We start from the raw sequence: 25,918 nt of genomic DNA, 5'->3' as shown, positions 1-25,918 counted from the left end.
GCCATGTCCATCGTGGAGGATGTCGGCGCGCAGGTCCGGGCCGCGGCCGAGGAGCTGCCGCTGGGCCTGCTCGGGCAGGCGCTGGAGAAGTTCGGCCTGGCCGCCGAACGGCTGCGCTGGGTGCGGCAGGAGTCGGCCAACCCGATGGGGGTGCCGGAGCTGTCCGCGGCCACCGAGCACGCCGAGACCGCCAACTACGCGCTGCGCGTCGCCCAGGAGCAGCTCACCGCGTACCTGGCCGCGATCGGGCTGGCGGCCGACGGCGCGCCGCCGACGCGCGAGGAGCCGGGCCGGCGGCCGCGGCACGACGCGCCCCGCGAGGCGGCACCCGTGGCGGCCGCACCCGAGCCGGCCGGCGAGGTGACCATGCGCCGCTGGTGGGCGGTGCGGGTGGCCGAGCTCACCGGGGGCCGGGAGGGCCCGCCGGACGGGCCGGACGAGCGGGTCGGCGACTCCCGGGAACTGCTGCGCCGGGTGGTGCGCGGCGTCCGCGCCGGGGACCGGGACCGGCTGCACGCCGAGCTGCGCGGGGCGCACGCCGACGTCGGTCTCGGGCTGGCCGCGGTGGCCCCGCCGCTGCTGCGCGACCTCGCCGGCGAACTGCTCGGCCACCCGCCGCGGGCGGACGACCTGGGCCGGCTGCGCCGCGAGGTGGACGGACGGGTCCGGGACCTGCTGCCCGGGCTGCCCGCGCCGGTGCTGGACACCCTGCTGACCCGGGTCTGCCGGATGCCCCCGCCGCGACGCGGCGAGCAGGACCAACCGCACGCCGCCGACCCGGCGGTCACCGCCGGGGTGCTCACCGGGGTGCTGCTGGCCCGGCTCGGCCGGGACCTGCCGGCCGAGCCCGGCCGCGAGCCGGCCGGCGCCACCCACCGCCACAGCGGGCCGGGTTCGCCCGGCGGTGGGCCGCACCAGAACGGTTCGGGCGTGCCCGGCCGGGACGGCTCGGACGCGGCGGCCGGCCGGGACCGGCGCCGGGGAACCGATGGCTGACCGCCGCGCCCAACTGGTCACCCGGGTCCGGGGGATGCTCGCCGAGGCGCTCGGCGCCACCCGCACCCGGCTGTCCGCCGCCCAGGCCGAGCTGACCGCCGACCGCGAGCGGCTGGCCCGGATCCGGCGGGCCGCCGCGGCCGTGCCGGAGCGGGTGGGCGCGGAACGGGACCGCCGGCTGGCCGAGATCGACGAACGGCACGCCGCCCGGATCGCCGAGCTGACCCGTCGGGCCGCGGCCGCCGCCGGGCGGGAGTCGCCCGGCGCCGCGTCCGCCGAGTGGGCCGGATGGTCGCCGACCCCGCCGGGACGGGCCGAACCGCCCGGCGCGTTGCGGATCGGCACGCTGCGCGTCGCCGGCGCCGAGCCGGTGCCCGCGCTGGTGCCGCTGCTGGACGCCGGGCACGTGGAGCTGACCGGCGCGGACCGGGACGGCGGCGAGACGGTGGTCTCCGCCCTGCTGCTGCGCGCGGTGGGCCGGGCCGGCCCGGGCGGCGTCCGGCTGGTGGGCTACGACCCGGAGCACCTCGGCGGCGGGCTGGCCGGCTTCGCCCCGCTCGGCACCGCCGGGCTGCTCACCTTCGTCGGTCCCGGCGGGCTGGGTCGGCTGCTGGACGACCTGGTGGAGCAGATCCGCCGGATCAACGAGACAGTGCTGGCCGGTGAGTACGGCTCGCTGCGCGAACTGGCCGCGGCGACCGGCCGCCGCCCGGAGCCGTGGCGGGTGGCCGTGCTGCTCGGCGGGGACGAGCTGTCCCGGCACGAGCGCGGCCAACTCGACCGGGTGGTCCGCACCGGAGCGGCCTGCGGCGTGCACCTGGTGGTCCGGGGCGTGTCGCTGCCGGACGACCCGACGGTGACCCGGGTCCGGGTCGAGCCGGACGGCGCCCGGGTCGGCGCCCCGCCCGGCCTGCCCGTACGCCTGGACCCGCCGCCGCCGGCCACGCTGGTCACCGAGACCTGCCGGCAGGTGGCGGCGCGGGTGAACGCCGGCCCCGCCCCGACCCCGTTCACCGACCTGCTGCCGCCGCCGGAGCGGATGTGGCGGGAGGACTCGGCGACCGGGTTGACCGCGCCCATCGGGGAGGGCCCGGACGGCCGGCCGGTGCTGCTGACCCTGGGCGACTACCCGCCGCACGCGCTGATCGGCGGGCCGTCCGGCACCGGCAAGACCAACCTGATCTTCGCCTGGATCGGCGCGCTGGCGGCCCGCTACTCCCCCGCCGAGCTGGAGTTCTACCTGCTCGACTTCAAGGAGGGGGTGTCCTTCGCCCGGTTCGCCCAGGGCCGGCGGGACCCGAGCTGGCTGCCGCACATGCGGCTGGTCGGCATCAACGTCAACACCGACCGGGAGTTCGGGCTGGCGCTGCTGCGCTTCCTCGCCGAGGAGCTGCGTCGGCGCGCCGACGCGGCGAAGAAGCACGAGGTGACCAAGCTGGCCGAGCTGCGCGCGGTGGACCCGACCGGGCACTGGCCGCGGATCGTCGCGGTGGTCGACGAGTTCCAGATGCTGCTGGCCGGCCGGGACGTGGTGGCCCGGGAGGCGGCCGACCTGCTGGAGGACCTGGCCCGCCGGGGCCGGTCGCAGGGCATCCACCTGGTGCTCGCCTCACAGGACGTGCGCGGCATCGAGGCGTTGTGGGGGCGGCCGGCGCTGGTCGCCCAGTTCACCCTGCGCATCGCGCTGCCCAAGGCGCTGCGGATCCTCGCCGAACGCAACGACGCCGCCCAGTCGCTGCCGCGGCACCATGCGGTGGTCAACGCCGAGTCGGGGATGACCGAGGGCAACCAGGTGGCCCGGATCCCTTCGGCCAGCGACTGGGAGACCTGGAGCGAGCTGCAGCACCGGCTGTGGCGGATGCGGCCGCAGGACGCTGCGCCCGCCCGGCTCTTCGACGGCGACGCGATCCCCCGGCTGGCCGATGCCCCGGACTTCCGGGCGCTGGCCGCGCCGGAGACCGGGACGCTGCGCAATCCGGTGGCGCTGCTCGGCGAGATCATCGACGTGCAGGCCCGCTCGGCGGCGCTGCGGCTGCCCCGGGCGCCGGGGCGGAACCTGGCGGTGCTCGGCACCCGGGTGGACGAGGCGTGCGCCGTGCTGGACGCGGCGGCCCGGTCACTGGCCCGCCAGCACCGGCCGGGCAGCGCCCGGTTCTCCATCGCCTGCCTCGACCCGGACGCCGACCCGGCCGCCCGGTCGCTGTACGAGGATCTGGCCGACGACGCGGCCTGGTACGACGAGGAGACGGTGGCGGAGTTGATGGCCGAGACCGCCGACGGCCTGACCGCGCCGGGCGGCAGCGGCAGCCCGCACTACCTGTTGCTCTTCGCCGTCGACGCGGCGGCCGGTTCGCTGGGCGCGCGGGTGGGCCGGCGGACCGGGCTGGAGCACCTGCGCCGGATCCTGCACGACGGGCCGGAGCGGCGTACCCACGTGCTGGCCTGGTGGCGGGGGGTGGCCCGGATGCGGGCCGACCTGGGCGGGCCGGCGGCGCGCACGGACCAGATCGGCGCCTGGGTCGCGCTGGACACGCACGGCGGCGAGCTGGGTTCGTCGCTGTACCCGGGTACCGGCGGGCCGGACTGGTACCCCCGCCCGTGGCGCGGGCTCTTCTTCGACCGGGCGGTGCACCGCACCGGCCAGGTGATCATCCCCTACGGACCGTCCCGATGAACCAACCGGTGAGCAGTGAGACGTACGCGGCGCAGGTGCGGCGGCTGGCCGAGCTGACCGCGCGGGTGCAGGGCCAGCGGGCCGAGGCGCACGCCTGGTACGAGCAGCAGTGCGCGGCGGCCGAACGGGCCGTCGCCGAGGCCACCGAGCGGGTGGCGCGGGCCGAGCGGGAACTGGTGGACGCGCGGGAGGCGCAGGAGCGGGTGGACGCCGAGGCGACCCACCTGTGGCAGCAGCTGCGGGACCGGCTCGGCCCGGGTGCCCGGCGGCTCGGCGCGCCGCCCGGGCCGGCGCCCGGCGCGACCGGCGACCCGGCCCTGCTGCTCGACGGGGTGCGCGAGCTGCTCGACCGCACCCGCCGGCCGGGTGACCTGCCCGGCTCGGTGAACCCGCTGCTCGCGCTCTGCGGGGTGCTCGGCGCGGCGCTGGCGTACGGCCTGGGGGTGGCGGCCCGGGCGGTGGGCGAGCGCAACGGCGGCGACCTGGCGGTGGGTATGCCGGTGCTGGCGCTGGTGGTGACGCTGCTCGGGCCGCTGGTCGGCCTGGTGCCGGCGAAGCGGCTGGCCGACCGCCGGCACGCGGTGCTCGGCCCGCGGCCGATGACGGTGGTGCTCGTCGCCGGGTTGGTGACCACCGTCCTGCTGCTGGTCGCCGGGCGCTGAGCGGCGGGCGTGGCGGGCGCCGACCCGGGCCGGCGCCGTCGACGTCGACCCGGGTCGGTGCGCCCGGCCGGCGCGGTGTCGATCCGGCCGGCCGCCGTTCGTGTAGAGGTGGGAGGCCGGAGCACGCCGGCCGAGGCGACCAGGAGGAGCGTGTGATGCGCCAGTACCTGCTGAACGTGATCCAGCCCGACGGGGACGCCCCGCCGCCGCCGGAGTTCCTGGAGCCGATCATGCGGGACGTCGAGGCCGTCAACCGGGAGATGCGCGCGGCCGGCGTCTGGGTGTTCGGTGCCGGGCTGGAGCTGGCGCCGGCCGCGCGGGTGGTCCGGGTCCGCGACGACGAGACGCTGCTGACCGACGGCCCGTTCGCCGAGGGCAAGGAGCACATCGGCGGCTTCACCGTGATCGCCGCACCGGATCTGGACGCGGCGCTGGGCTGGGCGGCGAAGCTGGCCCGGGCCACCACGCTGCCGATCGAGGTCCGTCCGGTCGCGGGCGTGGGTACCGCCTGAGCGCTCGGCCACCAGCCCTGGTCGGCCGGCGGGGCGGCACGCCCCGCCAGCGCCGGTTCACGCGGGGACCAGCACCGCCTCGCGCAGCAGCCGGCGGGCCAGCACCAGCCGGTCGGCGTCGTCGTCGAGGCCGGGCAGGTCACCGACCCGGCTGACCATGCCGGTGAGCAGGGCGCGCACCGCCGGCGCGCACTGCCCGGGCAGGGTGATGGTCCGGTCGAACAGCCGCAGCGCGACCTGGTCGCCCCGCGGGGCGAGCTGCCAGCGTAGCCCGGCGCGCGGGGCGAGCCGGCTGTCGGCGTCCAGCGCGGCGAGCGCGGCGGCCTGCGCGAGCGGGCGGATCGGCGCGGGCCGGGCGGCGGACCAGGCCCGCTGCCGCAACCGGCCGGCCACCGCGGCCGGGTCGGCGCGCAGCAGCCAGTCGCGCAGCGCCTCCACGGTCTCGGTGAGCTCCGGCTCGATGGCGTCCGGGTCGGCCACGTCGACGCCGAACGGCAGCGTGGCACGCAGTCGCTGGTCCTCGGCGGCGAGCGCGAGCAGCTCCTCGACCAGCGCGTACCGGGTCAGCGCCCGGACCCCGACGGTCAGGTGCAGCGAGCTGGACTCCTGCGCCTGCGCGCTGTGCAGCCAGCCGCGCGGCAGGTAGAGCGCGTCGCCGGGGGCGAGCACCACGTCCAGCGCGGCCGGTCCCTGCGCGGTGGCGGAGACCTCGTCGGCTCGCCCGCCCCAGGGCTGCTTCTCCAGCGGGTCGGGCAGCACCGGCGGGTGGATCCGCCAGTGCTTGCGGCCGTCGACCTGGAGCACGAAGACGTCGTGGGTGTCGTAGTGGGTGGCGAAGCCCTGGCTGCCGGCGGGCGTCAGGTAGGCGTTGACCTGCAACGGCTGCCCGACGGCGGCGCCGAGGTCGCGGGTGAAGTCGATCAGGGCCGGCCAGGTGCGGTGCAGGCCCTGCAGCACCAGGGTGGCCCCGCCGGCGTACAGCTCGAGCACCCGCTCGTCGAGGACCTGGTCGGTGATCTCGGCGCCCGCGCCGCCGCCGCCGGTGAACCGCGCCGCCGGCACCAGCTGGCCGTCCTTGGCGACCCGCAGGAACGGCGTACGCAGGCCACGCCGGCTGAGCAGTTCGTCGGCGTCGGCGGGGCTGAGCAGGTCGGTGAAGCCGGCCGGGTTGGGCAGCTCGTCGGCACGGGAGAGCAGCGGGGTGTGTCCCCAGTGGGCGGCGGCGAACTTGGCCGGCTCGACCGAGACGCAGCGGGCCAGGGCGGCGGCCGGGGACGGGACCGCCGGGCGGCCGTGGCCGCCCGGCGGGTCGATGTGCGTCATGGCGTACCGCTCAGGCGCTGCCGTCGGCGCCGCCGTCGTGCTGACCCGGCGTGGCTCCGCCGTCGGCGGGACCCTCCGCGCTGCCGTCGGCGCCGCCGTCGTGCTGACCCGGGGTGGCACCGCCGTCGGCCGGACCCTCGGCGCCCTGGTCGGCACCCTGGTCGGCGCCCCGCTCGGCGCCGCGGTCGGCACCCCCGTCGGCGCCGCCGTCCTGCTGGCCGGGGGTCGCGCCACCGTCGGCCGGGCCTTCGAGGCCGCCGCCGGAGGTGGTCTGCATGTCGTCGTCGTTGAGTGCCATGGGTGCTCCCTCGGGTGTGCCGCCCCGCCGTGCGCCGGGGTCCGTCGTGCAGCGGGTGGTACCCCACGCTGGATCTTCTCTAACCACACCGTAGACGCCCGGCGGGGCCGGCACGGGCGGTTCGCCGTCAGCCCGTACGGCAGGTCGAGCCGTTGAGGGTGAAGCCGGTCGGGGTCGGGTTGCTGCCGCCGTGGGTGCCCTGGAAGCCGAAGCTGAGCGTGCCGCCAGCCGGCACCGTGCCGTTCCAGCTGGCGTTGCGGGCGCTCACCTGGGAGCCGGACTGGGTGACGGTGGCGTTCCAGGCGTTGGTGATCCGCTGCCCGGCGCCGAAGGTGAAGCCGACGGTCCAGCCGTTGACCGCGGTGGCGCCGTCGTTGCGGACCCGGACCTCGGCGGTGAAGCCGGTGTTCCAGGTGTTCGGCACGTAGGTCACCGTGCAGCCGTCGCCCGGCGGCGGGGTGCTGGGCGTCGGGGTCGGCGTGGTCGGGGTCGGCGTGACGCCACCGCCGAGCGCCTCGGCCACCGCCTGGTACGCCGGCTTCGGCGCGTAGTTCTCGTCCCAGATCAGCGCGGCGCCCTGGCCGGGGAAGACGTCCGGGATCCAGGAGTAGCGGTCGGTGATGCCCCAGGTGGTGACGCCCGCGCACCGGGTCACCGCGAGGCAGGCGGTGACCACCTTGCGGTAGTCGGCGGCCTGGGTGGCCAGGTTGGCCGCGCTGGGCGGGGTGGGCATCCGGATGTCCAGCTCGGTGATCCGGACGTCCACGCCCAGGTCGGCGAAGCGCTGCAGGTTGCTCTGCAGGTCGCCGGGGACCTGCCCGACGATCAGGTGCGCCTGGAAGCCGACGCAGTCGATCGGCACGCCGCGGGCCTTGAAGTCGCGGACCAGGTTGTAGATCGCGGTGCTCTTCGCGTTCACGCCGTCGGTGCTGTAGTCGTTGATGCAGAGCTTGGCGGCCGGGTCGGCGGCGCGGGCGGCGCGGAACGCCTCCTCGATCCAGCCGTCGCCGAGGCGCTGCTGGAAGACGCTGTCCCGGCGCCCGCCGGAGCCGCCGTCGGCGAACGCCTCGTTGACCACGTCCCAGGCGACCACCTTGCCGCGGTAGTGGCCGGCCACCCCGGCGATGTGGTCGAGCATGGCCTGGCGCAGCTCGGTGGCGGACAGGCCGCTGACCCAGCCGGGCAACTGGGAGTGCCAGACCAGGGTGTGGCCGTACAGTCGCTTGCCGCCGGCGGCGGCGTAGCTGGCCACCGCGTCGCCCTGGGTGAAGGTGAACTGCCGCCGGTTGGGCTCGGTGGCGTCCCACTTCATCGCGTTCTCGGCGACCACCAGGTTGAACTCGGCGTCCGCGAGCTGCCGGTAGGCGGACTCGTTGAGCCGGTTCGGGTCGATGGCGACGCCGATGTCCCGGCCCTTGGCATCGGCCAGTGCCTTCAGGGTGGTGGCCGCGTCGGCCGGGCCGGGCCGGGTGAAGCCCAGGCCGACGGCGGCGACCGTGGCCAGGGCGAGGGCCCCGGCCAGCAGGGCGGGCCGGGTTCGTGAACGGTGCGGGTGCATGCGGTCCCTGTCCTTCGTCGGGCCGCCCGGGGGCGGCGAGTGGCGACGTCGGTCGATGGGAGCGCTTCCACATGCTGGCATCCCGGACCCGCCTCGTCAACCGGCCCGGCCGGACACCGTCCGCCGCGCCGTCCGGCCCGCGTCGCGCCGGACGGCGCGGCGCGGGCCGCGGTGGCAGGATGGGGCGGGCCCGATCGGCGCGCGGCCGCGACGTGTGCGCTGCCGCGACGCACCGGAGGAGCAGGAGGTGTCGATGACCGAGCCGACCGCGGTGGCCCCGCTGGAGCCGGTGACCGAGGACTGGCAGCGCGCGCTGGCGGTGGTGGCCCACCCCGACGACCTGGAGTTCGGTGGGGCGGCGGCGATCGCCCGCTGGACCGGCCAGGGCAAGCGGATCGTCTACTGCCTGGTGACCAGCGGCGAGGCGGGGATCGACGGGATGCCGCCGCAGCGCGCCCGGCAGGTGCGCGAGGAGGAGCAGCGGGCCTCGGCCGCACTGGTCGGAGTGGACACCGTCGAGTTCCTCGGGCTGCCCGACGGCGTCCTGGAGTACGGCGTGCCGCTGCGCCGCGCGATCGCCGAGGTGGTCCGCCGGCACCGGCCCGAGATCGTCCTCACCAACAACTTCCGGGACACCTGGGACGGCTCGTACGCGCTCAACCAGGCCGACCACATCGCCACGGGACGGGCGGTGCTGGACGCGGTCCGCGACGCCGGCAACCGGTGGATCTTCCCCGAGCAGCTCACCGACGGGGTCGAGCCGTGGAACGGGGTGCGCCAGGTCTGGGCCGCCGCCTCCCCCCGCTCGGCGCACGGCGTGGACGTCACCGACACCTTCGTGCAGGGAGTGGCGTCGCTGCGGGCGCACCACGCCTACCTGACCGGGCTGGGCGACGGCAGCTTCGACGCCGAGGAGTTCCTGGAAGGGCTGGCCCGGCCGACCGGCACCCGGCTCGGCGTCCGCTACGGCGTCGCGTTCGAGGTGTTCCGCTTCGACCTGTGGTAGCCGCCGGATGATCCTGCTCGGCACCTCCGGGTGGCAGTACCGCGACTGGCGGGGCCGGTTCTACCCGACCGGGCTGCCGCAGCGGCTGTGGCTGGAGCACTTCGCCGCCCGGTTCGCCACGGTCGAGGTCAACAACGCCTTCTACCGGCTGCCGGAACGGGACACCTTCGCCGCCTGGCGGGACCGCACCCCGGACGACTTCTGCGTCGCGGTGAAGATGAGCCGCTACCTGACCCACATCAAGCGGCTGCGCGAGCCGGCCGAACCGGTGGCCCGGTTCCTCGGCCGGGCCACCGCGCTCGGCGACCGCCTCGGCCCGGTGCTGCTGCAACTGCCGCCGAACCTGCCGGCCGACCCGGCCGCCCTCGACGCCACGCTGGCGCTCTTCCCCGCCGACGTCCGGGTGGCGGTCGAGCCGCGGCACCGCTCGTGGTGGACCGACGCCACCCGGGGCGTGCTGCAACGGCGGCGGGCGGCGCTGGTCTGGGCCGACCGGGGCGGCCGGCCGGTGACCCCGCTGTGGCGCACCACCGACTTCGGCTACCTGCGGTTGCACGAGGGGCGGGCCCACCCCTGGCCCCGCTACGGCCGGGCCGCGCTGGCCTCCTGGTTGCGCCGGCTGGCCGCCGCGTTCGACGACGTGGAGCCGGCGTACGTCTACTTCAACAACGACCCCGGCGGCGCGGCGGTGCTCGACGCGGTCGCCTTCGCCGGCCTGGCCGGGCGGGCCGGCCGGCGGGTCAGCCGGGTGCCGACCGGGCCGGACGCCACCGGCCCGGCGCTTCCGCCGGGGCCGGTCGGGGCCTGAGATCGCGAGCGGCCCGCCCCACCCGGGTGGAGCGAGCCGTCGTCGAGGCGCCGGTCAGGGAATCATCCGGGCCATGTCCTTGGGCATGGTGTCCTTCACGTCCTGCCACTCGCCCTGGGTCACGTGCCGGCGCAGGGTGTCCAGCACCACCTGCACCACCCGCTCCGCGCCGCCCTCGACGTCGTACGGGAAGCGCTGCCGGACCTCCAGCAGGAAGTCGTCCCGGTTCAGCTTGACCGGCACGTCCATCGGCTTCCAGCCGTCGAAGTAGACCCCGCGCACCACCACCGGCAACTGCGCGGCGAACTCCACGCTCTCCTGCACCGGCATCCGGTCGCGCAACAGGTGCAGCACCGTACGCAGCGCGCAGTAGGACTGGTTGCGCTGCTCCTTCGGCCAGCCGTAGGCCTGCTCGATGTCCCGCAGTATCTCGTTGGTCTTCTGCATCGAGGACTCGATTGCCGACTGGAACTGCTCAGCCATCTCTCCACCCCCGTACCTCGGTATCCCACCCTCGGTCGTCGTCGCGGCGCGGCGGCCCGACCGGGCCGCGCGGCTGCCGGGTCGGGCTGACCCGGCCGGCCCGCGGCACGTGCCGGGAGTCGCCGGACGACCCGACGACGTGCAGCACGGCACCCCGTCGTCGATCCGGTACCACCCGAACCGTCATTTCCAGCACCTCCGTGGTGTCGGTTCCGCGGCCGGCTCGCGAGTCGACCGCACGCACCCTCGATGCTGCTCGGCGAGCGGGTGAGGCCGCGTCACCCGGGCGGGGTGAGCCTCGCGGCCAGCCACCGTGCGGCGACCCGACCCGCTGGGGTGAGCCTCGCGGCCGGCCACCGTGCGTCGAGCCGCTCAGCCGTCGGTGTCGAGGAGCCCGGCCAGGGTGGCCGCGTTGGTCTGGGCGTAGTCGCGGTAGCAGTTGTTCATCAGCACGTGGGTCTGCTCGGCGGAGTCGGCCAGCTCGCGCAGTTTCGGCGCCCAGTCCTTCAGCTCCCGATCGGAGTAGCGGTAGCCGAACTTCTCGTGGATGTCCTTGCTGGTCCACTTGTCGCTGTGCCCGTGGAAGCGCACCACCGCCAGATCCGCGGTGGCGGCCAGCACCGGGGGCACCGACGAGCGGTGCCCCTGCGGCATGTCCACACAGACGTACGCCAGCCGGTGCTGGCGCAGGAAGGCGAGCGTCTCGTCGGCGTTGGACCCGTCGAACCAGGACGCGTGCCGGAACTCGAAGACCGGCCGCAGCGGGGCGCAGCGGCGCTCCACCTCGAGCAGGTACTGCTTGTTGTCCCGCTTGATGGTGAACCAGGGCGGGAACTGGAACAGCAACGCGCCGAGCCGGCCCGCCTCGACCAGCGGGTCCAGCGCGCTGAGGAACCGCGTCCAGACCTCCTCGTACGCCTGCGGCGGCAGGTCGTCCGGATAGAGGTTGCGCTTGTCGGTGTCCGGGCGCAGATCCTTGTAGAGCGCGGACACCCTCGTCGGGTGCCCGGTGAGCAGGCTGAACGCCTTGACGTTGAAGGTGAAGCCGGCCGGGGTGCGGTCGGCCCACAGCCGCGCCGTCCGTTCGGCCGGCGGCGAGTAGTAGGTGGCGTCCACTTCGACCAGCGGGAACTGCCGGGCGTAGTAGGCCAGTCGCTTCTCCGGCGTGTCCGCGGTCCGCGGGTACCAGCCGGAGTCCAACAAGGTCCGGTCGGTCCAGGACGCGGTGCCCACCTTTATGTCACCCATGGGTGGAGTCCACCGCGCTCCGGACCGACCGGCAACCGCAGTACGGGGTCAGGCGGCCCGCCGCTCCCGGTTCTGCTTGCACGTCACACACGTGGTGGCGGACGGGAAGATCTCCAGCCGCTCGACCGGGATCGGCGCGGTGCACCCCTCGCAGAAGCCGTAGGTGCCCTCCTCCAGCCGGGTCAGGGCGTGCTCGTACTGGGCCCGGCGGTCGAGGATGGTCCGCAGCAGGGACTGCGCGGTGTCCCGTTCGGCCGTCTTGGTGCCGCTGTCGGCCTGGTCGTCGCCGGCCGTGTCGCCGATCTCCACCAGCCGCAGCACCTGGCTCTGCAGCACCGCCTGCTCGTACTCCGCGGACAGCTCGTCGTAGCGGGCCTGCAGGGAGCGCCGGATCTGGTCGATCTCCGCCTGGGATCGGCCCGTGTCGACCGTGTCGTGGACGAGCATCGCTGCCTGCCTTTCTGGGCCTCGTGGTTGCATCGGGGCGCCGGTGCGGTGCGCCCCGGCAACGGTGGTTCTCGCGCGGGCGATCACCCGTGCTCTGTGAGCCGGGCGATTACCCACCCGCCGAAAGGATCAAACCGCCGATTTTCCTGGGCGTTGACCATGACGTCGTGGCCTGGCCCTCGTCGACCACGTTGACCTCGCCGGCCTGTTCTTGTCGCGCGCCACGGCGTCTCGGCCGGGTCACCGGAGTGGTGCGGGGGCGCCCGGTCAGGGGGTGGGGGGTTCCAGCAGGGCGGGGTGGCGGGGGTCGTCGACCCGGACCACGATGTCGGCGAAGGTGGCCGGGGCGACCTCGTCGGCGTACCGGGCGAAGGCGGGCAGCGTCCACCGTCGTTCCGGGTCGGTGCGCCGGGCCAGCGCGGCCGGGGAGAGCTCCAGGTGGACGGCGACGTCGAAGGGTAACCCGCCGCCGAGCAGCAGCGCGCCGCTGACCAGCACCACCCCGCCGGGCGGCAGTTCCACGTAGTCGGCCCGGCTGGCCCGGTCGGTACGGGCGTCCCAGAGCGAGGGCAGCACCCGGCCGGAGCCGCCCGGGCCGGCCGGGTCCAGCACCTCCCGGCGCAGCCCCGCCTCGTCGACCCAGCCCTCGTAGTAGGCGTCCGGGTTGGTGCGGCCGTGCTCCAGCCGCACCGACGCGGGCCGGAGGAAGTCGGTGGCGCGTACGTGCAGCACCGGGCGGCCCAGCGCGCGCAGCGGGTCGACCAGCGCCGCGGCCAACTCGTCCGGGCCGGCGGCCGGCGCGCCGTCGACCGCCACCCGGAGCCGGCCCGCGGCGGCGGCGAACCGCCCGGCCAGTTCGGTGACGAGTCGCTCGGGCGAGATGGGACGGACGCGCACCCGACCCATCATGCCCGGGCCGGGGTCAGCCGCTGCGGTCGATGGTGACCCGGGCGTCGTCGGCGAGCCGGTACCCGACGCCGTAGACCGTGGTGACCAGCGGGACGTCCACGCCGACCTTGCCGCGCAGCCGGCGGACGTGCACGTCGACCGTACGCACCCCGGCGTGCTCGTAGCCCCAGACCGCGTTGAGCAGCTGCAACCGGGTGAACACCCGCCGGGGGTGGGCCACCAGGTGCAGCAGCAGGTCGAACTCCAGCCGGGTCAGCGGCAGCGGCTCACCGTCGCGCAGCACCGACCGGGACGCCGCGAGGATGTGCAGGGCCGGGATGGTCGGGGCCAGCGGCCGGCCGGACGAGCGGTTGGCCGGCACCGGCTCGGGGCGGCGCTCCACGGTGGTCGCCGTGGTGATCGTGCCCTCCCCGCGTTCGAGCATCTCCCGGGCCGCCTCGAGCAGCCGGCGGGCCGGCGGGGTCAGCGACTCCTCACAGGCCAGCGGAATGTTCAAGGTCACGGTGAGCATCGGGGCTGCTGTGTTGGCGGGGCGGCGCTGCCCGCCGGGGGGTCGACCGGGAACCGCGGGTTGGGACGTATGCCATCCGGCGCGCGACGAAGCGGGGCTGACCGACATGGTCCTCCTTGGCTGGTCCGGGTATCTCCCCACGGCCCGGGACGCCGCTTCATCGATGCTTCCCGGCGCCCGTGCGAGGGTCAAGGGGCGGCTGCGTTGCATGAATGTGACAATTGACGAACACATCGGAGCCGACTGCTCGCTCTGCGTACGAAGCCAGATGATTACAGCAGAGTCGCCACCTTGACCCGATACGGGGGGTGCCCGCCCGGTTCACATTCGCCACGCACCGTCGCAACCGAGGAGTTCTCGGGTGGCCGGGCGCGCTCCCAGCTGGAACGGCCACCGTCCCGGCGGCGGGACATGTCGCCCGGAACACACAGGGCGGCGGACCCGTGCCCAGCCGGGTCGGCGCCACGCGGGCAGCTTGGCGTGGCGGCTGGTCAGCGGGCACACCGGCTTCGGCCGGGGTGGCGGGCCGGTGCGGCGGGCACGCTGGAACGGCCCGGGGTGTTGGCCGGGTCAGCGGTTTCGCTCGATCTCGATCCGGGCCTCGTCGGCGAGCCGGTAGCCCACGCCGTACACGGTGGTGACCACGGGCGTGCGGGCGCCGAGCTTGGCCCGCAGCCGCCGCACGTGCACATCTACCGTGCGGGCCACCGCGTGCCCGTAGCCCCAGACGCCGGCCAGCAGCTGGAGCCGGGTGAAGACCCGGTGCGGCCGCTCGGCCAGGTACAGCAGCAGGTCGTACTCGATCCGGGTCAGCCGGATGACCCGGTCACCCTGGCGGACCACCCGCGAGCCGGCCAGGATGTGCACCGTGTCCGGGTGGGTCGGCTCCGAGGGGCCGGCCGGCGCGCGGGCGGCGGACGGGTCGCCACCGACGGCCGGGACCAGCCGCCCCTCCCCCGACTCGGCGAGTTCGCCGAGCAGTTCCAGCAGCCGGGCGAGGCGCGGGCTGGGCTCGCCGGGGGCGAGGTCGACGGTGATGGTCAGGCTCGGTGTGGCGGGCCGGCGGTACGGCGCGGACCGGTCCAGCCGGCCGGGCGGGTACGGGCGCGGGGACATGGCGACGACGGACATGGGTGCCTCCTGCGACGGCTGGTGCCGACACGCCCGGGTGGGACGCGGCGGTCAGGACGGCGCCGGCCCGGCGGTGACCGGGGGCGCGAGATGCGAGGGTCGGAGCGGCGGGGTGGGACCGAGCACGGGCAGCCCGGCGATCTGCCAGGCGGCGAAACCGCCGACCACGTCGGTGGCCCGGTACAGCCCGAGGTCCCGCAGGGCGGCGGCGGCCAGCGAGGAGGTGTAACCCTCCTGGCAGAGGACCACCACCCGCAGGTGGTAGCCGACCGCCTCCGGCAGCCGGGCGGGGCAACGCGGGTCGAACCGCCACTCCAGCACGTTCCGCTCGACGGCCAGCGAGCCCGGCACGGTGCCGTACGCGGCCCGCTGGGCGGCCGGGCGGATGTCGACCAGCAGCGCACCCGCCCGGTGGGCCAGGTGCGCCTGTTCGGGGTCGAGCCGGTCGAGCCGGGCCCGGGCGGCGGCCAGGATCTCGTCGATGCCCCGGGAGCCGGGTGGCGGGACCGGACAGCCGGTCGGGTTGGTCTGCGGCATGGCGGTTTCCTCCACTGGTCGTCGATGGTCCGGGGCGGCCGCCGGCCCGGGGCCGGTCACCACGCGACGCCCGCCTCGGCCACCTCGGCGACCCGGAGCCGACCGTCGGCGAGCCGGTAGCGGGTCATCCGGCGCAGCGCCGGGCGGTACACGTGGACGCTGACCGCCGGTTCGAGGCCCCGGTTGGTGACCACGTGCACGTGGCGCGGGCCGAACCGGCGGCCGGCTCCGGCGGCCAGCCGGTGCGGGCGCAGGCCGCCGCCGCTGACCGTCTCCTCGGTGAGGTCGCCGGCGGCGACCAGGAACGCCCCGCTGGAGCCGCCGTGGTCGTGCAGGTCGGTGCCCTGCCCGGGCAGCCAGCTCAGCGCCCAGACCTCGTGCTCGTCGTCGACGGCGAGCCGGGCGTACCACCGGCTGACCGGGTCGAAGCGCAGCGGCACCGGCCAGCCGGCCGGATCGGCGGCCCACCGCCGGGCGGCGGCGAGCAGGTCGGGCGGGCGTCGGATGGTCACGGCGGTCCTCGCGGGCTGGGCGGCGGGTCCAGCCCAGCTTAGGCGCTAAACCCTATAGGTTTAGTAGGTAATCCCATCTGACGGGACCAGCAGCGCCGTTCGCGGACGTCGGGAAAGGACCTCGCCGGCGCGCCGGGTCAGCGGCGGACCGGGGGCGCCACCCGGTAGCCGGGCACCGAGGGCCAACGGACGGTCAGCACCACCGACTCCCGCTCGGCGTACCAGGAGTGGTCCACGCCGCGCCCCCAGACGACGTAGTCGCCGGGCTCGCCGAGCACCACCGTCCGATCCGGCAGCTCCACCCGGAACCGTCCACTCACCAGCACCAGCAACGCCGTCCGCCGCTCCCCGGTGGCCCATTGCGAACGCGCCTCACCGGCCGGGTGCACGCCCCACTTCACCTCGACGTCGGTGCTGTGCCGCGCGTCGCCGGGCGGCATGAAATGGCCGAGCAGCCAGCCGGCGTTGGTCGCGCCGTCGGCGCCCGCGTTGCCCACGTACACCCGATCGTCCATGCCCCTCCCCCGATCACCGGGCGAGGAACCTACCAGGCGGCGGTCCGACTAACCTGGACCGGTGACCGAGGAACTCGACGCCGAGACGCTGGCGTTCGCGCACCGGATGTTCGACCTGGCCCGCGACGGCGCCACCGCGGAACTGGCCGACTACGTCGACGCCGGGCTGCCGGTCAACCTGACCAACGACAAGGGCGACACGCTGCTGATCCTCGCGGCCTACCACGCCCACCCGGACACCGTCGCCGCGCTGCTCGACCGGGGCGCCGACCACTCCCGGACCAACGACCGCGGGCAGACCGCGCTGGCCGCGGCGGTCTTCCGCAGCAGTACGGGGGCGGTCCGGGCGCTGCTCGCCGCCGGCGCCGACCCGGACCACGGCAGCCCATCCGCGGTGGACACCGCCGGCTTCTTCGACCTGCCGCAGATGCTCGCCCTGCTACGCCCCGAGAGCGGCCCGACGACCGACTGAGCCTGCAGGCCCACTGACCCAGCCCTCGTCCGACCGCCACCGGCGGCCGGGTTCGGGCTGAGCCCCGGATGGCCGAGCCCGGGTGGCCCGTGACCGGCCGGCCGAATCGGCCGGCGGGGTACGGCCGAGCTCCGGCGCGATCGGGCCGGGGCCGGTATACAAAGGCGGTGGAGGATCCCCTGCCGGAACAGATGCGCGCCGCCGGCACGGCGCTGCTCGCCGCGCTCGACGAGCCGGCCCGCGACCGCGCGACCCACCGGTTCGACGACGATGCCGCCCGGCGCTGGTTGGAGTACCGGCCGCGGCCCCGGCCCGGGGTCAGCCTGGCCGACCTTGATCCGGCCGGACGCAAGGCCACGCACCGGCTGCTCGCCACGGCGTTGAGCCCCACCGCGTACGCGCAGGCCATGACGATCGTCGCGCTGGAGGAGGTGCTGGACCGGGCCGAGGGGTGGCGCCGCGGCCGGCGCGCCGACGACTACTGGGTGGCCGTCTTCGGCGACCCGGCCCGCGACGACCGCTGGGCGTGGCGGGTCGAGGGGCACCACCTCTCGGTGAGCATGACCGTGGTGGACGACCAGGTCTCCCCCGCGCCGATCTTCTTCGGCGCCAACCCGGCGGCCGTCCGGTACGCGGGCCGCCCGGTGACCCGGCCGCTCGGGGTGGAGGAGGATCTCGCCCGGGCGCTGCTGGACGCGCTCGACCCGGCGGGGCGGGCCGCCGCGATCATCGCCGACGAGGCGCCCGGGGACATCATCAGCGCCACCCGGCCCCGGGTGGACGGGCCGCTGGAGCCGCTCGGCGTACCGGGTGACCGGCTCGGGCCGACCTCCCGGGCGCTGCTGGACCAGCTGGTCGCGCTCTACCTGGACCGGCTCCCGCCGGAGCTGGCGGTTCGGGAGGCCCGGCGGCTGGCCGGCGGGCAGCTGCACTTCGCCTGGGCCGGCCCCACCCGCCCGGGCCAGCGCCACTACTACCGGGTGCAGGGCGACGACCTGCTGATCGAGTACGACAACACCACCGACGACGGCAACCACGCGCACACCGTGCTCCGCCGCCCCGCCAGCGACTTCGGCCAGGACGTCCTGGCCGCCCACCACACCACCGCCCACCCCGCACCCTGACCCGGCCCGGTTGATCATGAGGTTGGCGGCACCGGCGGAGATCGACACCGCCGCCAACCTCATGATCAACGAGGTGGTGGCCCGGGGCGGTTGGCCTCGATGAGGAAGCGGCGGGCGTGGGCGACGAAGGGGCCCTCGGTGCGGATGCGGTGGTGCAGTCGGGCCAGCTGGGGGCGGTAGCGGTCGACGGTGAAGCCGGGGACGGTCCAGACCACCTTGCGCAGGAACCAGACCACCGCGGCGATGTCGTGGAACACCGTACGCAGGGTGGCCTGGCGCAGGTCTGCCACGGTCAGCCCGACCGCCCGGGCAGCGGCCACCGCCTGCTCCGGGTGACGTTCGGCCGGCGGCGGCAGCGGCCCGAGGATCGCCTCGCTGAGTTCGCGGACGGTGCCGGGGCCGATCTGCTGGGACAGGAACGTCCCGCCGGGACGCAGCACCCGGGCCGTCTCGGCCCAGTCGGTGCGTACCGGGTGCCGGCTGACCACCAGGTCGAACGCGGCGTCCCGGAACGGCAGCGGGGCGTCCGGCGTGACCGCGACGACGCTCGCGCCGACCCGGCGCAGCACCCGGCGGGCCACGAGCACGTTGGGCGGCCAGCCCTCGGTGGCGACCAGCAGCCGGGGCGGGTCCGGCACCTCGGCCAGCACCTCGCCGCCGCCGGTGTCCACGTCCAGCGCCGCGTCCACGCTCGCCATCCGGGCGGCGACCAGGCGGGCGTACCCCCAGGGCGGCCGTTCCTCGGTGGCCCGGCCGGCCAGCCAGTCGAAGGCCCAGCCCTCGACCGGGGCGGCCGCCCCCTCGGCGAGCAGGTCCTCGAAGCTCGGCTCGATGGTCATCCGGCCAGCCTGGCCGGTCGGATTCGCGGCGGCAACGCAATTGCCGCCGCCGGGTGGGTGACCAGCGGTCAGGAGCGCGGCGGGACGATCTCGACCGTCGAGCCGGACACCCCGTTGAGCGCGTCGAACGTGGTCGCCTCGGCCCGCCGGCCGGCGTCGAACTGACGCATCAACCGGGCGCCGAGCCGTACCCCGATGCCACCGACGGCGAGCGCGACCACCTCGGTCAGCAGCAGCACCACCGACGCGCCGCGCTGCGGCGCGTCCGCGCGGATCAGGCAGCCGATCAGGAACAGCCCGGCCATCGCCGTGTTCACCAGGTTGAAGGTCACAGCGGTCCGGCGGGTCCGGTCGCCCGGGACGTCCCACAGGTCGATCATGCCGGCGATCGCGGTCAGCCCGGCCGCCACCAGCGCGGCGACCGCCGTCCAGTAGCCGACCTCGCCGAGGAAGGCGGGCCCGCCGAGCACGTCAGTCAGGTCGAAGATGGTCGCGCTGACGAAGAGCCCGTAGGGGAACGTCACCAGCATCGGTTGGATCGGGTGCCCCTGCACCCGCAGCCGGCTCTGCATCGTTCCTCCCCCTGGTCGTCGGCTCAGCCCATCAGTCCAGGGTGCTACCCGGGCGCCAACCGGGCGAAACGACGCGTTCAGCCGTCCCGTTGCCGGGAGACCGTGTTGACCAGCCGCTCGGCCACCTCACGCAGCGGGATGGACAGCGACGACGCGGCGGTGCGCAGCACCTCCAGTGCCTCCGGCGCCGGGCAACCGCGCTGCGTCATGATCACCCCGATCGCCTGCCCGACCACCCCGTCGCCCAGCACCGACGCGTCCCGCTCCCCGGCCAGCGCGGCCTGCCGGGCCCGGTCCCGGACCGCGGCCAGCAGCAGCCCGGCGTGCTCGGCCAGCAGCATGGCGGTGAGCTGGTGGCCGGTGGTGAGCGCGTCGGAGGCACCGGCGTACAGGTTGATCGCACCGATCACCTGCTCGTCCACGTCGACCGGAGCGGAGATCACCCCGTGTACGCCGAGGTCGCGCGCCCGGAGCGTCCAGGTCGGCCAGCGCCGCTCCCGGCCCAGGTGCTCGGAGCGGATCATCTCCCGGCGCCGGATCGCCTCCATGGCCGGGGTGTCCGGGCCGTGCCGCAGGTCGTCGAGGCCGGCCAGCCGGGCGTCCGAGGCGGCCACCCCGGCCGGCTCACCGGCCCGCAGCGCGGTGAAGCCGCACCAGGTGACCCCGTCGACGGCGTCCCGGGCGATGCGCACCAGCGCGGCGAGCGCCGCGTCGAAGTCGTCCACGGCGATCAGGCCGGCGGTCAGTTCCCGCAGCAGCGCGGCGGTCTCCAGCACCCCGAGCGTCTCGACCGCCGGCACCCGCGTGTCCAGGTTCACCGGTCCACAGCCTCCGCCGCCCCCGAACACCCAGCCGGTGCTGTCATCACCCGTGCCATCCTCTTGATCTCCCGACTCTGCGGCCCCGGCGTACTACCCCGGCGAACATGGGTCGAAACGGCCTAAAGGGGGCCCCGACCGGGCGCGCGAAGGCGCCGGACGCGGCCCCCGTGGCCTCAGCGGGAAGCGCCGGTGAGCCGCCGCCCGACCGAGGCGATCAGCCGGTCGAGCTCGGAGCCGAACGGGTTGTCGTGCACCAGGTACGTCCAGGTGGCGCTCGGCCGGACCAGCTTCGCCGCGTCCGGCTCCCAGTCCTCGTCGAACTCGGTCTCCTCGAACGTGGCGATGGTGCGCTTCTCGATCTCCGGGATCAGGTCGTTGAACGCCGGCACCGCGGCCCGGTGGAACTCGTCCAGCGGGTCCAGCCGGCCCAGCGCGCGCAGGTGCACGCCCTCCCGGACCTCGGACAGCTCAGCCAGGTGATCGGCCCAGAGCCGGTCGAGGTGGTAGAGCGCGATCGACCGGGCGACCCGGGCGAGCAGGTCCTCGTCCATCTCGCCGGCCTTGTCCGGCAGCTTGTCCAGCAGCATCAGCGCCGCCACGTCGGTGGTCAGCAGCCGCTCGCGCCGCTCGGCGAGGGCCTTGCGCTGCTGCTCGATGACCACGCTGTAGCGCCAGGTGTTGCGGTGAATCTCGTGGTTGACCCCCTCGGCGACCCGCTGGGCGTGCTCGACGGCGTAGTCCACCAGCTCGTCGGTGACCAGGCCGTCGGCGTTCATCCGGGGCGAGGGCGGGACGGTGTCCCCGGCGTGCCGGACCACCAGGTCGTCCTCCAGGCTGACGAAGAAGACCGAGCCGCCCGGGTCGCCCTGCCGGCCGGCCCGGCCGCGCAGCTGGTCGTCGACCCGCCGGCTGTCGTGCCGGCCGCTGCCGATCACGTAGAGCCCGCCCAGCTCGGCGACCCGGTCCCGGTCGGCCTGGTCGCTGCCGCCGAGCCGGATGTCGACGCCCCGGCCGGCCATCTGGGTGGAGACGGTCACCGCGCCGTACGCGCCGGCCTCGGCGATGATCGCCGCCTCCTCGTCGTCGTTCTTGGCGTTGAGCACCACGCAGGGCACCCCGGCGGCGTTCAGGCCGGCGGCCAGCCCCTCGGACTCCTTGACGTCCAGGGTGCCGACCAGCACCGGCCGCCCGCGCTCGTGGTTGCGCTTGATCTCGTCGATCAGCGCCTCCTCCTTCTCGGCCCGGGTGGCGTAGATCCGGTCCGGCTCGTCCTCGCGGACGCACGGGGTGTTCGGCGGGATCACCGCGACCTCCAGGCCGAAGAACTCGCGGAGCTGGTCGCCGACCAGCACCGCGGTCGCGGTCATCCCGCACACCTTCGGGTAGAGCGCGATGTAGGCCTGCACGGCGATGGTGCCCAGCACCTCGCCCTCGGCGGTGGCGTCCAGGCCCTCCTTGGCCTCCACGGCCGCCTGGAGCCCGTCCGGCCAGCGGCGGCGCTGGGCGACCCGGCCGCGCATCTCGTCGATCAGCTCGACCGAGCCGTCCCGGACGATGTAGTCCACGTCGCGGTGCAGCAGGGCGTGCGCGTGCAGCGCCACGTTGACCGCGGAGAGCTGCTCGACGTGCTCCTCGTCGTACAGGTCGATGCCGAGCTTGGCCTCGACGGCGGCCAGGCCGGCGGAGGTGAAGGCGACGCTGCGGCCGTCCTCGGCCACCGTGTAGTGCTTGCCCTTGCGCAGCCCGCGCACCAGCGCGGCGGCCGTGTGCACCGGGTCCTGCTCGCCGGGCACCGCGCCGGCCAGCACCATCGGCACCCGGGCCTCGTCGATGAGGATCGAGTCGGCCTCGTCGACGATCGCGGTGCGCAGCGCCGGCTGCACCCGGTCGGCGATGTCGGTGACCAGCTGGTCGCGCAGGTAGTCGAAGCCGGCCTCGCTGACCGAGACGTAGGTGACGTCGCAGGCGTACGCGTCGCGGCGCTCCTGCGGGGTGGAGGCCTCGTTGACCCAGCCCACGGTGAGGCCGAGCAGGGTGTAGACCGGTTCCATCCACTGGGCGTCGCGGCGGGCCAGGTAGTCGTTGACGGTGAGCACATGCACCGGGCCGTTGCCCAGCCGGACGTGCCCGTACGCGGCGATGGTGGCGGTGAGCGTCTTGCCCTCACCGGTGGCCATCTCGGCGACCTTGCCGGAGAGCAGCGCCATCGCGCCGAGCAGCTGCACGTCGTACGGCCGCTGGTCGAGGCCGCGGCGGGCGGCCTCGCGGCCGATCGCGCAGATCTCCTGGTAGCCCTCGGCCCGCCCGGCGGCCTCGGTCAGCTCGACGTCGTCGAGCGCCGACAGCTCCTCCTCGCGGGCCTCGATGGCCGGCAGCAGCTTCTCCAGCGGCGCCAGGTCGACCGTCGTTCCCGGGCGCTGGAGGAACCGGCGGAACCTGGTCTTCAACCGTTGCGACACACCCATGAGCGGCAACGGTACGCGACGCAACTGACCTTGGGCGGCCCGCCCGGCCGTTGGGCGCGCCGCCCGAGGCCCGCGATCAGGCACCCGCCGGCCGGGACGAATGCCGCGGACGCCGCAGGAGGGGCCGAAACCGCGAGATCACGGTGGAGAGCGGTCAGCCGGTGAGCACCACCTGGAGTTCCTGGCGGCGGCGCTCGGCGAGGTCGGTGAGCAGGGCGGGGGCCTCCTCGAACGGCACCACGGCCGAGACCAGGTGCTTGCGGATCAGATCCCCGTACGCGCGCAGCAGGTCGATCGTGTCGGCGGAGAGCCGCTCCCGGTCCCAGGTGGGGGTGAGGCCGCGGGGCACCCGGCCGATCTGGGCGCAGCGCAGCGACAGCCCGTTGTGGTGGAACTCCTCGCCGAGCCGGACCGCGTCCGCGCCGGCCTGGTAGAAGGCCAGGTCGATCACGGTGCCCTGCGGGCGGAGCAGGCGCAGCGCCAGGTGCAGCGCCCAGGCCTGACCCCGGCACTGGAACACCACGTCGGCGCCCCGGTCACCGGCGGTGTGCGCCCAGCGGGTCTTGAGCACCACCGCCGGGTCGTCGGCCTCCGGGTCGAGGGTCTCCAGGCCGAGCGCCTCGGCGACCTCCCGCCGCTGCGGGGTCGGGTCGAGCACCACCACCGAGGCGGCGCCGTGCCGGCGGGCGAACAGCGCGGTGAGCAGGGCGACCACCCCGCTGCCGACCACCGCCACCCGGCGCCCGCGCACCCCGTCGCCGAGCCCGCGCACGTCCGTGCCGTACAGGTCGGCGCCGGCGTGCAGCAGCCCGTTGGCGCAGATCGGCCCCATGTGCGCGACGTAGACGCCGAGCAGCGGATCCAGGTCGTCGGGCAGCGGGACGAACCGCTCGGCGAGCGGGTCGGCGACGTGCCCGGTGCGGTGGCCGTAGGTCATCGCGCCGACGGCGCCGACCCGGACCGCCGGGGTTGCGCTCTCCACCACCTCGGCCACCTGCATGTAGCCCAGCCGGGTGACCGGGTACGGGGTGCTCGCCCCGCCGGGCTGGAACAACCCCAGGTCGGCGTTCCAGCTGACGTTGAGGTACGGGTTGGTGCCCTTGACGTAGCTCAGCTCGGTGCCGGCGGAGACGCCGCTGTAGAGCGTGCGGACCCGGAAGGTGCCCGGGCGCAGCTCGGCGGCGTCCTGCTCGACCAGTTCCACCCGACCGGGGCCCGGTACCGTGATCACCTTGTCAGGCATCGACCGTCACCCCCGTGCGCAGGGTCGCCGGGGCGGCCGAGGCGGCCAGCCGGACGGGCGCGCCGGTGCGGGCCGAGTCGGCCACCGCGACGGCCAGCCGCTGGGTGCCCAGCGCCTCGGCGTACGGGACCCGGATGTCGTCGCCGACGCCGCGCACCGCGTCGATGAACGCCCGGTCGACGGCGACCCGGGCGGCGTCCGGGTCGGCGGGGAACCGGTGCTCCCCGTCACCGTCCCGGACGACCAGGCCGTCCTCGGTCAGCGCCAGGGCCAACCCGTCGGCGAGGATCTCCAGCCCGGCGCGGTGCTTCCAGCCGAGCACGCAGGCGGCGGTCAGCGTGCCGACCGCGCCGCTGGCGAAGCGCAGCGCGGCGGTGGTGACCGAGTCGATGTCCGCACCGTCGACCGGGGGCGGCGTCCCGTCGGCGTAGGCGGTCACCTCGCTCACCTCGCCGGCCAGCACCCGGATCAGGTCCAGCACGTGCGCCGCCTGCTCGACCACCGGACCACCGGACCGGTCCCGCCGCGACCACCAGGCCACCGGGGGGACCTTGTCCAGCCAGGCGCCGGCGACCATCCGCACCGGGCGGTCGGCCAGCAGGCGACGGGCCCGCTCCACCACCGGCAGGTAGCGCCAGTGGTGCCCGACCGCGGTACGCAGGCCGCGCCGGGCGATCAGCTCGCCGATCCGCTCGGCGGTGGCCAGGTCGACGGCCACCGGCTTCTCCACGAACATCGGCAGCCCGGCGGCGATCACCGCCTCCTCCGCCGGTCCGTGCGCGAACGGCGGGACGCAGACGTACACCGCGTCCGGCCCGGCGGCGAGCAGTTCCTCGACGTCGGCGCAGGCCCGCGTGTCATACGCGGCGGCCAGGTCCGCGGCGGCCGCCGGCAGCACGTCGGTCACCCCGATCAGCTCGACGTCGGCGAAGCCGCCGAGCACCCGGGCGTGGCGTTGCGCCACCCCGCCGGCTCCTACCAGTCCCACCCGGCACGTTCGCATCCAAGCCCCTCCCGCCCACGGTTCACACCTTCCGAGGTCAGCACTCCCCGCGGGCCGGCGCAATCAAACGTTCACGACCCGGGAACCCCCGGACGTCACGTTCGTGATCAGGCTGTCGGGGATGATCCGGTTAGCGCGTGGTGGGAAGTGGGAAAACCCTCCCTGGATTTTCCGCCTCGATCAGGGGGTGCCTGTGCGGAATACGGAATCGACGGTTTCGCCGGTGGTGGAGGCGTGGGCCACCTACCGGACGACGTCAGCGGCCGACTGGCCGGCGCGGCGGCTGCTGCGCGCCAAGGGTGACACCCGGGTCAGCGTGGTGCTGCCGGCCCGTAACGAGGAGGCCACGGTCGGCGCCATCGTGTCGACCATCCGGGAGCACCTGGTGGACCGGGTGCCGCTGGTCGACGAGCTGATCGTGGTCGATTCCCGGTCGACCGACCGCACCGCCCAGGTGGCCCGGGCCGCGGGCGCCGAGGTGGTCAGCCAGGACGCGATGACCCGGGGACTGCCCCGGCTGACCGGCAAGGGCGACGCGCTCTGGGCCGGCCTCGCCGCCGCGGAGGGGGACGTGGTGGCCTTCGTCGACGCCGACCTGCGGGAGTTCCGCCCGCACTTCGTGACCGGGCTGATCGGCCCGCTGCTGACCGACCCGTCGGTCGACTTCGTCAAGGGGTTCTACCACCGGCCGCTGGTCGGCACAGCCGGGGTGGAGGCCGACGGTGGCGGCCGGGTGACCGAGCTGATGGCCCGGCCGGTGCTCAACCTGTTCTGGCCGGAGCTGGCCGGCTTCGTGCAGCCGCTGGCCGGCGAGTACGCCGGCCGTCGCGAGGTGCTGGAACAGGTCCCCTTCGTCTCCGGCTACGGCGTGGAGACGGCCATGCTGATCGACCTGCTGGAACTGGTCGGGCTGGACGCGCTGGCCCAGGTGGACCTCGGCGAGCGCAAGCACCGCCACCAGGACACCGCGGCGTTGGGGCGGATGTCGGCCCAGATCATGCTCACCGCGTGGTCGCGGTTGCAGCGGCGGGGCTGGGTCAGCCCCGGCGCGATGCCCGCCGCGCTGCTCACCCAGTTCCGGCGGGGTGGCTCGGAGGCGCTGCCGAACCTGGAGCGGGAGATCGTGGTCAGCGACGTCTCCATCGAGGAGCGCCCGCCGCTGGCGCAGCTGCGGCACCGGGTGCCGCGTCGCCGGGTGGCGGCGTGAGGCCCCGGCCGGCCGGCGGCCCGCCGGCAGCGGCGAATCCGG

At 75.3% G+C, this 25,918-nt stretch carries 27 protein-coding genes; 9 read left to right on the top strand and 18 right to left on the bottom strand.

Annotation, left to right across the window (positions count from 1 at the left end):
- Positions 1–3 precede the first annotated feature (3 nt).
- From GA0070609_RS10925 to GA0070609_RS10910, 4 genes are all read left to right on the top strand, one after another.
- Positions 4–996 carry a hypothetical protein gene (locus tag GA0070609_RS10925; protein ID WP_231928619.1) on the top strand — a complete coding sequence of 331 codons (993 nt, stop codon included), beginning with the start codon at positions 4–6 and terminating at the stop codon, positions 994–996.
- The gene (locus tag GA0070609_RS10920) at positions 989–3,670 is read left to right on the top strand and encodes an FtsK/SpoIIIE domain-containing protein (protein ID WP_088997650.1); all 2,682 of its coding nucleotides are present in this window, start codon (positions 989–991) and stop codon (positions 3,668–3,670) included. The genes GA0070609_RS10925 and GA0070609_RS10920 overlap by 8 nt, the downstream gene beginning before the upstream one ends.
- Entirely contained in the window at positions 3,667–4,332 is a 666-nt protein-coding gene (locus GA0070609_RS10915; protein WP_088993707.1) for a hypothetical protein, read from the top strand. The genes GA0070609_RS10920 and GA0070609_RS10915 overlap by 4 nt, the downstream gene beginning before the upstream one ends.
- 155 nt (positions 4,333–4,487) lie before the next feature.
- Positions 4,488–4,844 (top strand): YciI family protein, encoded by a 357-nt coding sequence (locus GA0070609_RS10910; RefSeq protein ID WP_088993706.1) that lies wholly within the window; start codon positions 4,488–4,490, stop codon positions 4,842–4,844.
- Between the two features lie 57 nt (positions 4,845–4,901).
- Here GA0070609_RS10910 and GA0070609_RS10905 read toward each other — a convergent pair whose 3' ends face one another.
- The 3 genes from GA0070609_RS10905 to GA0070609_RS10895 all read right to left on the bottom strand — a co-directional run bounded on the left by GA0070609_RS10905 (position 4,902) and on the right by GA0070609_RS10895 (position 8,023).
- Positions 4,902–6,167 (bottom strand): cupin domain-containing protein, encoded by a 1,266-nt coding sequence (locus GA0070609_RS10905; protein ID WP_088993705.1) that lies wholly within the window; start codon positions 6,165–6,167, stop codon positions 4,902–4,904.
- A 10-nt stretch (positions 6,168–6,177) separates the two neighbouring features.
- Entirely contained in the window at positions 6,178–6,465 is a 288-nt protein-coding gene (locus GA0070609_RS10900) for a hypothetical protein (RefSeq protein ID WP_088993704.1), read from the bottom strand.
- 127 nt (positions 6,466–6,592) lie between these two features.
- Positions 6,593–8,023: an endo-1,4-beta-xylanase gene (locus tag GA0070609_RS10895; RefSeq protein ID WP_088993703.1), complete on the bottom strand. Its 1,431-nt coding sequence runs from the start codon at positions 8,021–8,023 to the stop codon at positions 6,593–6,595.
- 253 nt (positions 8,024–8,276) lie between these two features.
- Between GA0070609_RS10895 and GA0070609_RS10890 the strand changes: the two genes are divergently transcribed.
- Both GA0070609_RS10890 and GA0070609_RS10885 read left to right on the top strand, forming a co-directional pair.
- Positions 8,277–9,029, top strand: coding sequence for a PIG-L deacetylase family protein (locus GA0070609_RS10890; protein WP_088997649.1), 753 nt, complete (start codon positions 8,277–8,279; stop codon positions 9,027–9,029).
- 7 nt (positions 9,030–9,036) lie between these two features.
- On the top strand, positions 9,037–9,837 hold the full coding sequence (locus tag GA0070609_RS10885) for a DUF72 domain-containing protein (protein ID WP_088993702.1): 801 nt from the start codon (positions 9,037–9,039) through the stop codon (positions 9,835–9,837).
- A 54-nt stretch (positions 9,838–9,891) separates the two neighbouring features.
- On the opposite strand, the gene GA0070609_RS10880 is transcribed toward GA0070609_RS10885, so the two are convergent.
- The 9 genes from GA0070609_RS10880 to GA0070609_RS10835 all read right to left on the bottom strand — a co-directional run bounded on the left by GA0070609_RS10880 (position 9,892) and on the right by GA0070609_RS10835 (position 16,130).
- Positions 9,892–10,320, bottom strand: coding sequence for a DUF2267 domain-containing protein (locus tag GA0070609_RS10880; protein WP_088993701.1), 429 nt, complete (start codon positions 10,318–10,320; stop codon positions 9,892–9,894).
- Between the two features lie 372 nt (positions 10,321–10,692).
- Positions 10,693–11,568, bottom strand: a complete 876-nt coding sequence (locus GA0070609_RS10870) for a DUF72 domain-containing protein (protein WP_088993700.1) — start codon at positions 11,566–11,568, stop codon at positions 10,693–10,695.
- Between the two features lie 48 nt (positions 11,569–11,616).
- Positions 11,617–12,015, bottom strand: a complete 399-nt coding sequence (locus GA0070609_RS10865) for a TraR/DksA family transcriptional regulator (protein WP_088993699.1) — start codon at positions 12,013–12,015, stop codon at positions 11,617–11,619.
- Positions 12,016–12,282: 267 nt separating this feature from the next.
- Positions 12,283–12,912: a nucleoside/nucleotide kinase family protein gene (locus GA0070609_RS10860; protein ID WP_088993698.1), complete on the bottom strand. Its 630-nt coding sequence runs from the start codon at positions 12,910–12,912 to the stop codon at positions 12,283–12,285.
- Between the two features lie 25 nt (positions 12,913–12,937).
- Positions 12,938–13,543 carry a winged helix-turn-helix domain-containing protein gene (locus GA0070609_RS10855; protein ID WP_088993697.1) on the bottom strand — a complete coding sequence of 202 codons (606 nt, stop codon included), beginning with the start codon at positions 13,541–13,543 and terminating at the stop codon, positions 12,938–12,940.
- A 462-nt stretch (positions 13,544–14,005) separates the two neighbouring features.
- Entirely contained in the window at positions 14,006–14,566 is a 561-nt protein-coding gene (locus tag GA0070609_RS10850) for a winged helix-turn-helix domain-containing protein (RefSeq protein WP_088993696.1), read from the bottom strand.
- Between the two features lie 51 nt (positions 14,567–14,617).
- Positions 14,618–15,103, bottom strand: a complete 486-nt coding sequence (locus GA0070609_RS10845; protein WP_088993695.1) for a rhodanese-like domain-containing protein — start codon at positions 15,101–15,103, stop codon at positions 14,618–14,620.
- 56 nt (positions 15,104–15,159) lie between these two features.
- Positions 15,160–15,615, bottom strand: coding sequence for a cysteine dioxygenase (locus GA0070609_RS10840; RefSeq protein WP_088993694.1), 456 nt, complete (start codon positions 15,613–15,615; stop codon positions 15,160–15,162).
- Positions 15,616–15,752: 137 nt separating this feature from the next.
- Positions 15,753–16,130, bottom strand: a complete 378-nt coding sequence (locus GA0070609_RS10835; RefSeq protein WP_088993693.1) for a cupin domain-containing protein — start codon at positions 16,128–16,130, stop codon at positions 15,753–15,755.
- 61 nt (positions 16,131–16,191) lie between these two features.
- Between GA0070609_RS10835 and GA0070609_RS10830 the strand changes: the two genes are divergently transcribed.
- Both GA0070609_RS10830 and GA0070609_RS10825 read left to right on the top strand, forming a co-directional pair.
- A complete protein-coding gene (locus GA0070609_RS10830) occupies positions 16,192–16,602 on the top strand; it encodes an ankyrin repeat domain-containing protein (protein ID WP_088993692.1) in 411 nt (136 codons plus the stop codon).
- Positions 16,603–16,769: 167 nt separating this feature from the next.
- Positions 16,770–17,726 (top strand): DUF3500 domain-containing protein, encoded by a 957-nt coding sequence (locus tag GA0070609_RS10825; protein ID WP_088993691.1) that lies wholly within the window; start codon positions 16,770–16,772, stop codon positions 17,724–17,726.
- Between the two features lie 65 nt (positions 17,727–17,791).
- Here the strand turns inward: GA0070609_RS10825 and GA0070609_RS10820 are convergent, their stop codons facing one another.
- From GA0070609_RS10820 to GA0070609_RS10795, 6 genes are all read right to left on the bottom strand, one after another.
- Positions 17,792–18,565: a class I SAM-dependent methyltransferase gene (locus GA0070609_RS10820; protein ID WP_172899318.1), complete on the bottom strand. Its 774-nt coding sequence runs from the start codon at positions 18,563–18,565 to the stop codon at positions 17,792–17,794.
- 68 nt (positions 18,566–18,633) lie between these two features.
- On the bottom strand, positions 18,634–19,137 hold the full coding sequence (locus GA0070609_RS10815; RefSeq protein WP_088993690.1) for a DUF2231 domain-containing protein: 504 nt from the start codon (positions 19,135–19,137) through the stop codon (positions 18,634–18,636).
- A 77-nt stretch (positions 19,138–19,214) separates the two neighbouring features.
- Positions 19,215–19,955, bottom strand: a complete 741-nt coding sequence (locus tag GA0070609_RS10810; RefSeq protein ID WP_088993689.1) for a GAF and ANTAR domain-containing protein — start codon at positions 19,953–19,955, stop codon at positions 19,215–19,217.
- A gap of 176 nt (positions 19,956–20,131) precedes the next feature.
- Positions 20,132–22,423, bottom strand: a complete 2,292-nt coding sequence (gene secA2 / locus GA0070609_RS10805) for an accessory Sec system translocase SecA2 (RefSeq protein ID WP_088993688.1) — start codon at positions 22,421–22,423, stop codon at positions 20,132–20,134.
- Between the two features lie 154 nt (positions 22,424–22,577).
- Positions 22,578–23,666 (bottom strand): zinc-binding dehydrogenase, encoded by a 1,089-nt coding sequence (locus GA0070609_RS10800; protein ID WP_088993687.1) that lies wholly within the window; start codon positions 23,664–23,666, stop codon positions 22,578–22,580.
- Positions 23,659–24,669, bottom strand: a complete 1,011-nt coding sequence (locus GA0070609_RS10795; protein ID WP_088993686.1) for a Gfo/Idh/MocA family protein — start codon at positions 24,667–24,669, stop codon at positions 23,659–23,661. Before GA0070609_RS10795 ends, GA0070609_RS10800 begins: the two co-directional genes overlap by 8 nt.
- 226 nt (positions 24,670–24,895) lie before the next feature.
- Here GA0070609_RS10795 and GA0070609_RS10790 point away from each other — a divergent pair, with 226 nt between their 5' ends.
- The gene (locus GA0070609_RS10790; protein WP_231928862.1) at positions 24,896–25,876 is read left to right on the top strand and encodes a glucosyl-3-phosphoglycerate synthase; all 981 of its coding nucleotides are present in this window, start codon (positions 24,896–24,898) and stop codon (positions 25,874–25,876) included.
- Positions 25,877–25,918 lie beyond the last annotated feature (42 nt).

Origin of the sequence: Micromonospora echinaurantiaca, from assembly GCF_900090235.1 — a bacterium.
Taxonomy (GTDB): Bacteria; Actinomycetota; Actinomycetes; order Mycobacteriales; family Micromonosporaceae; genus Micromonospora; species Micromonospora echinaurantiaca.
Note: the sequence above shows the minus strand (reverse complement) of the source record. Positions and strands in the feature narration are given on the sequence as shown.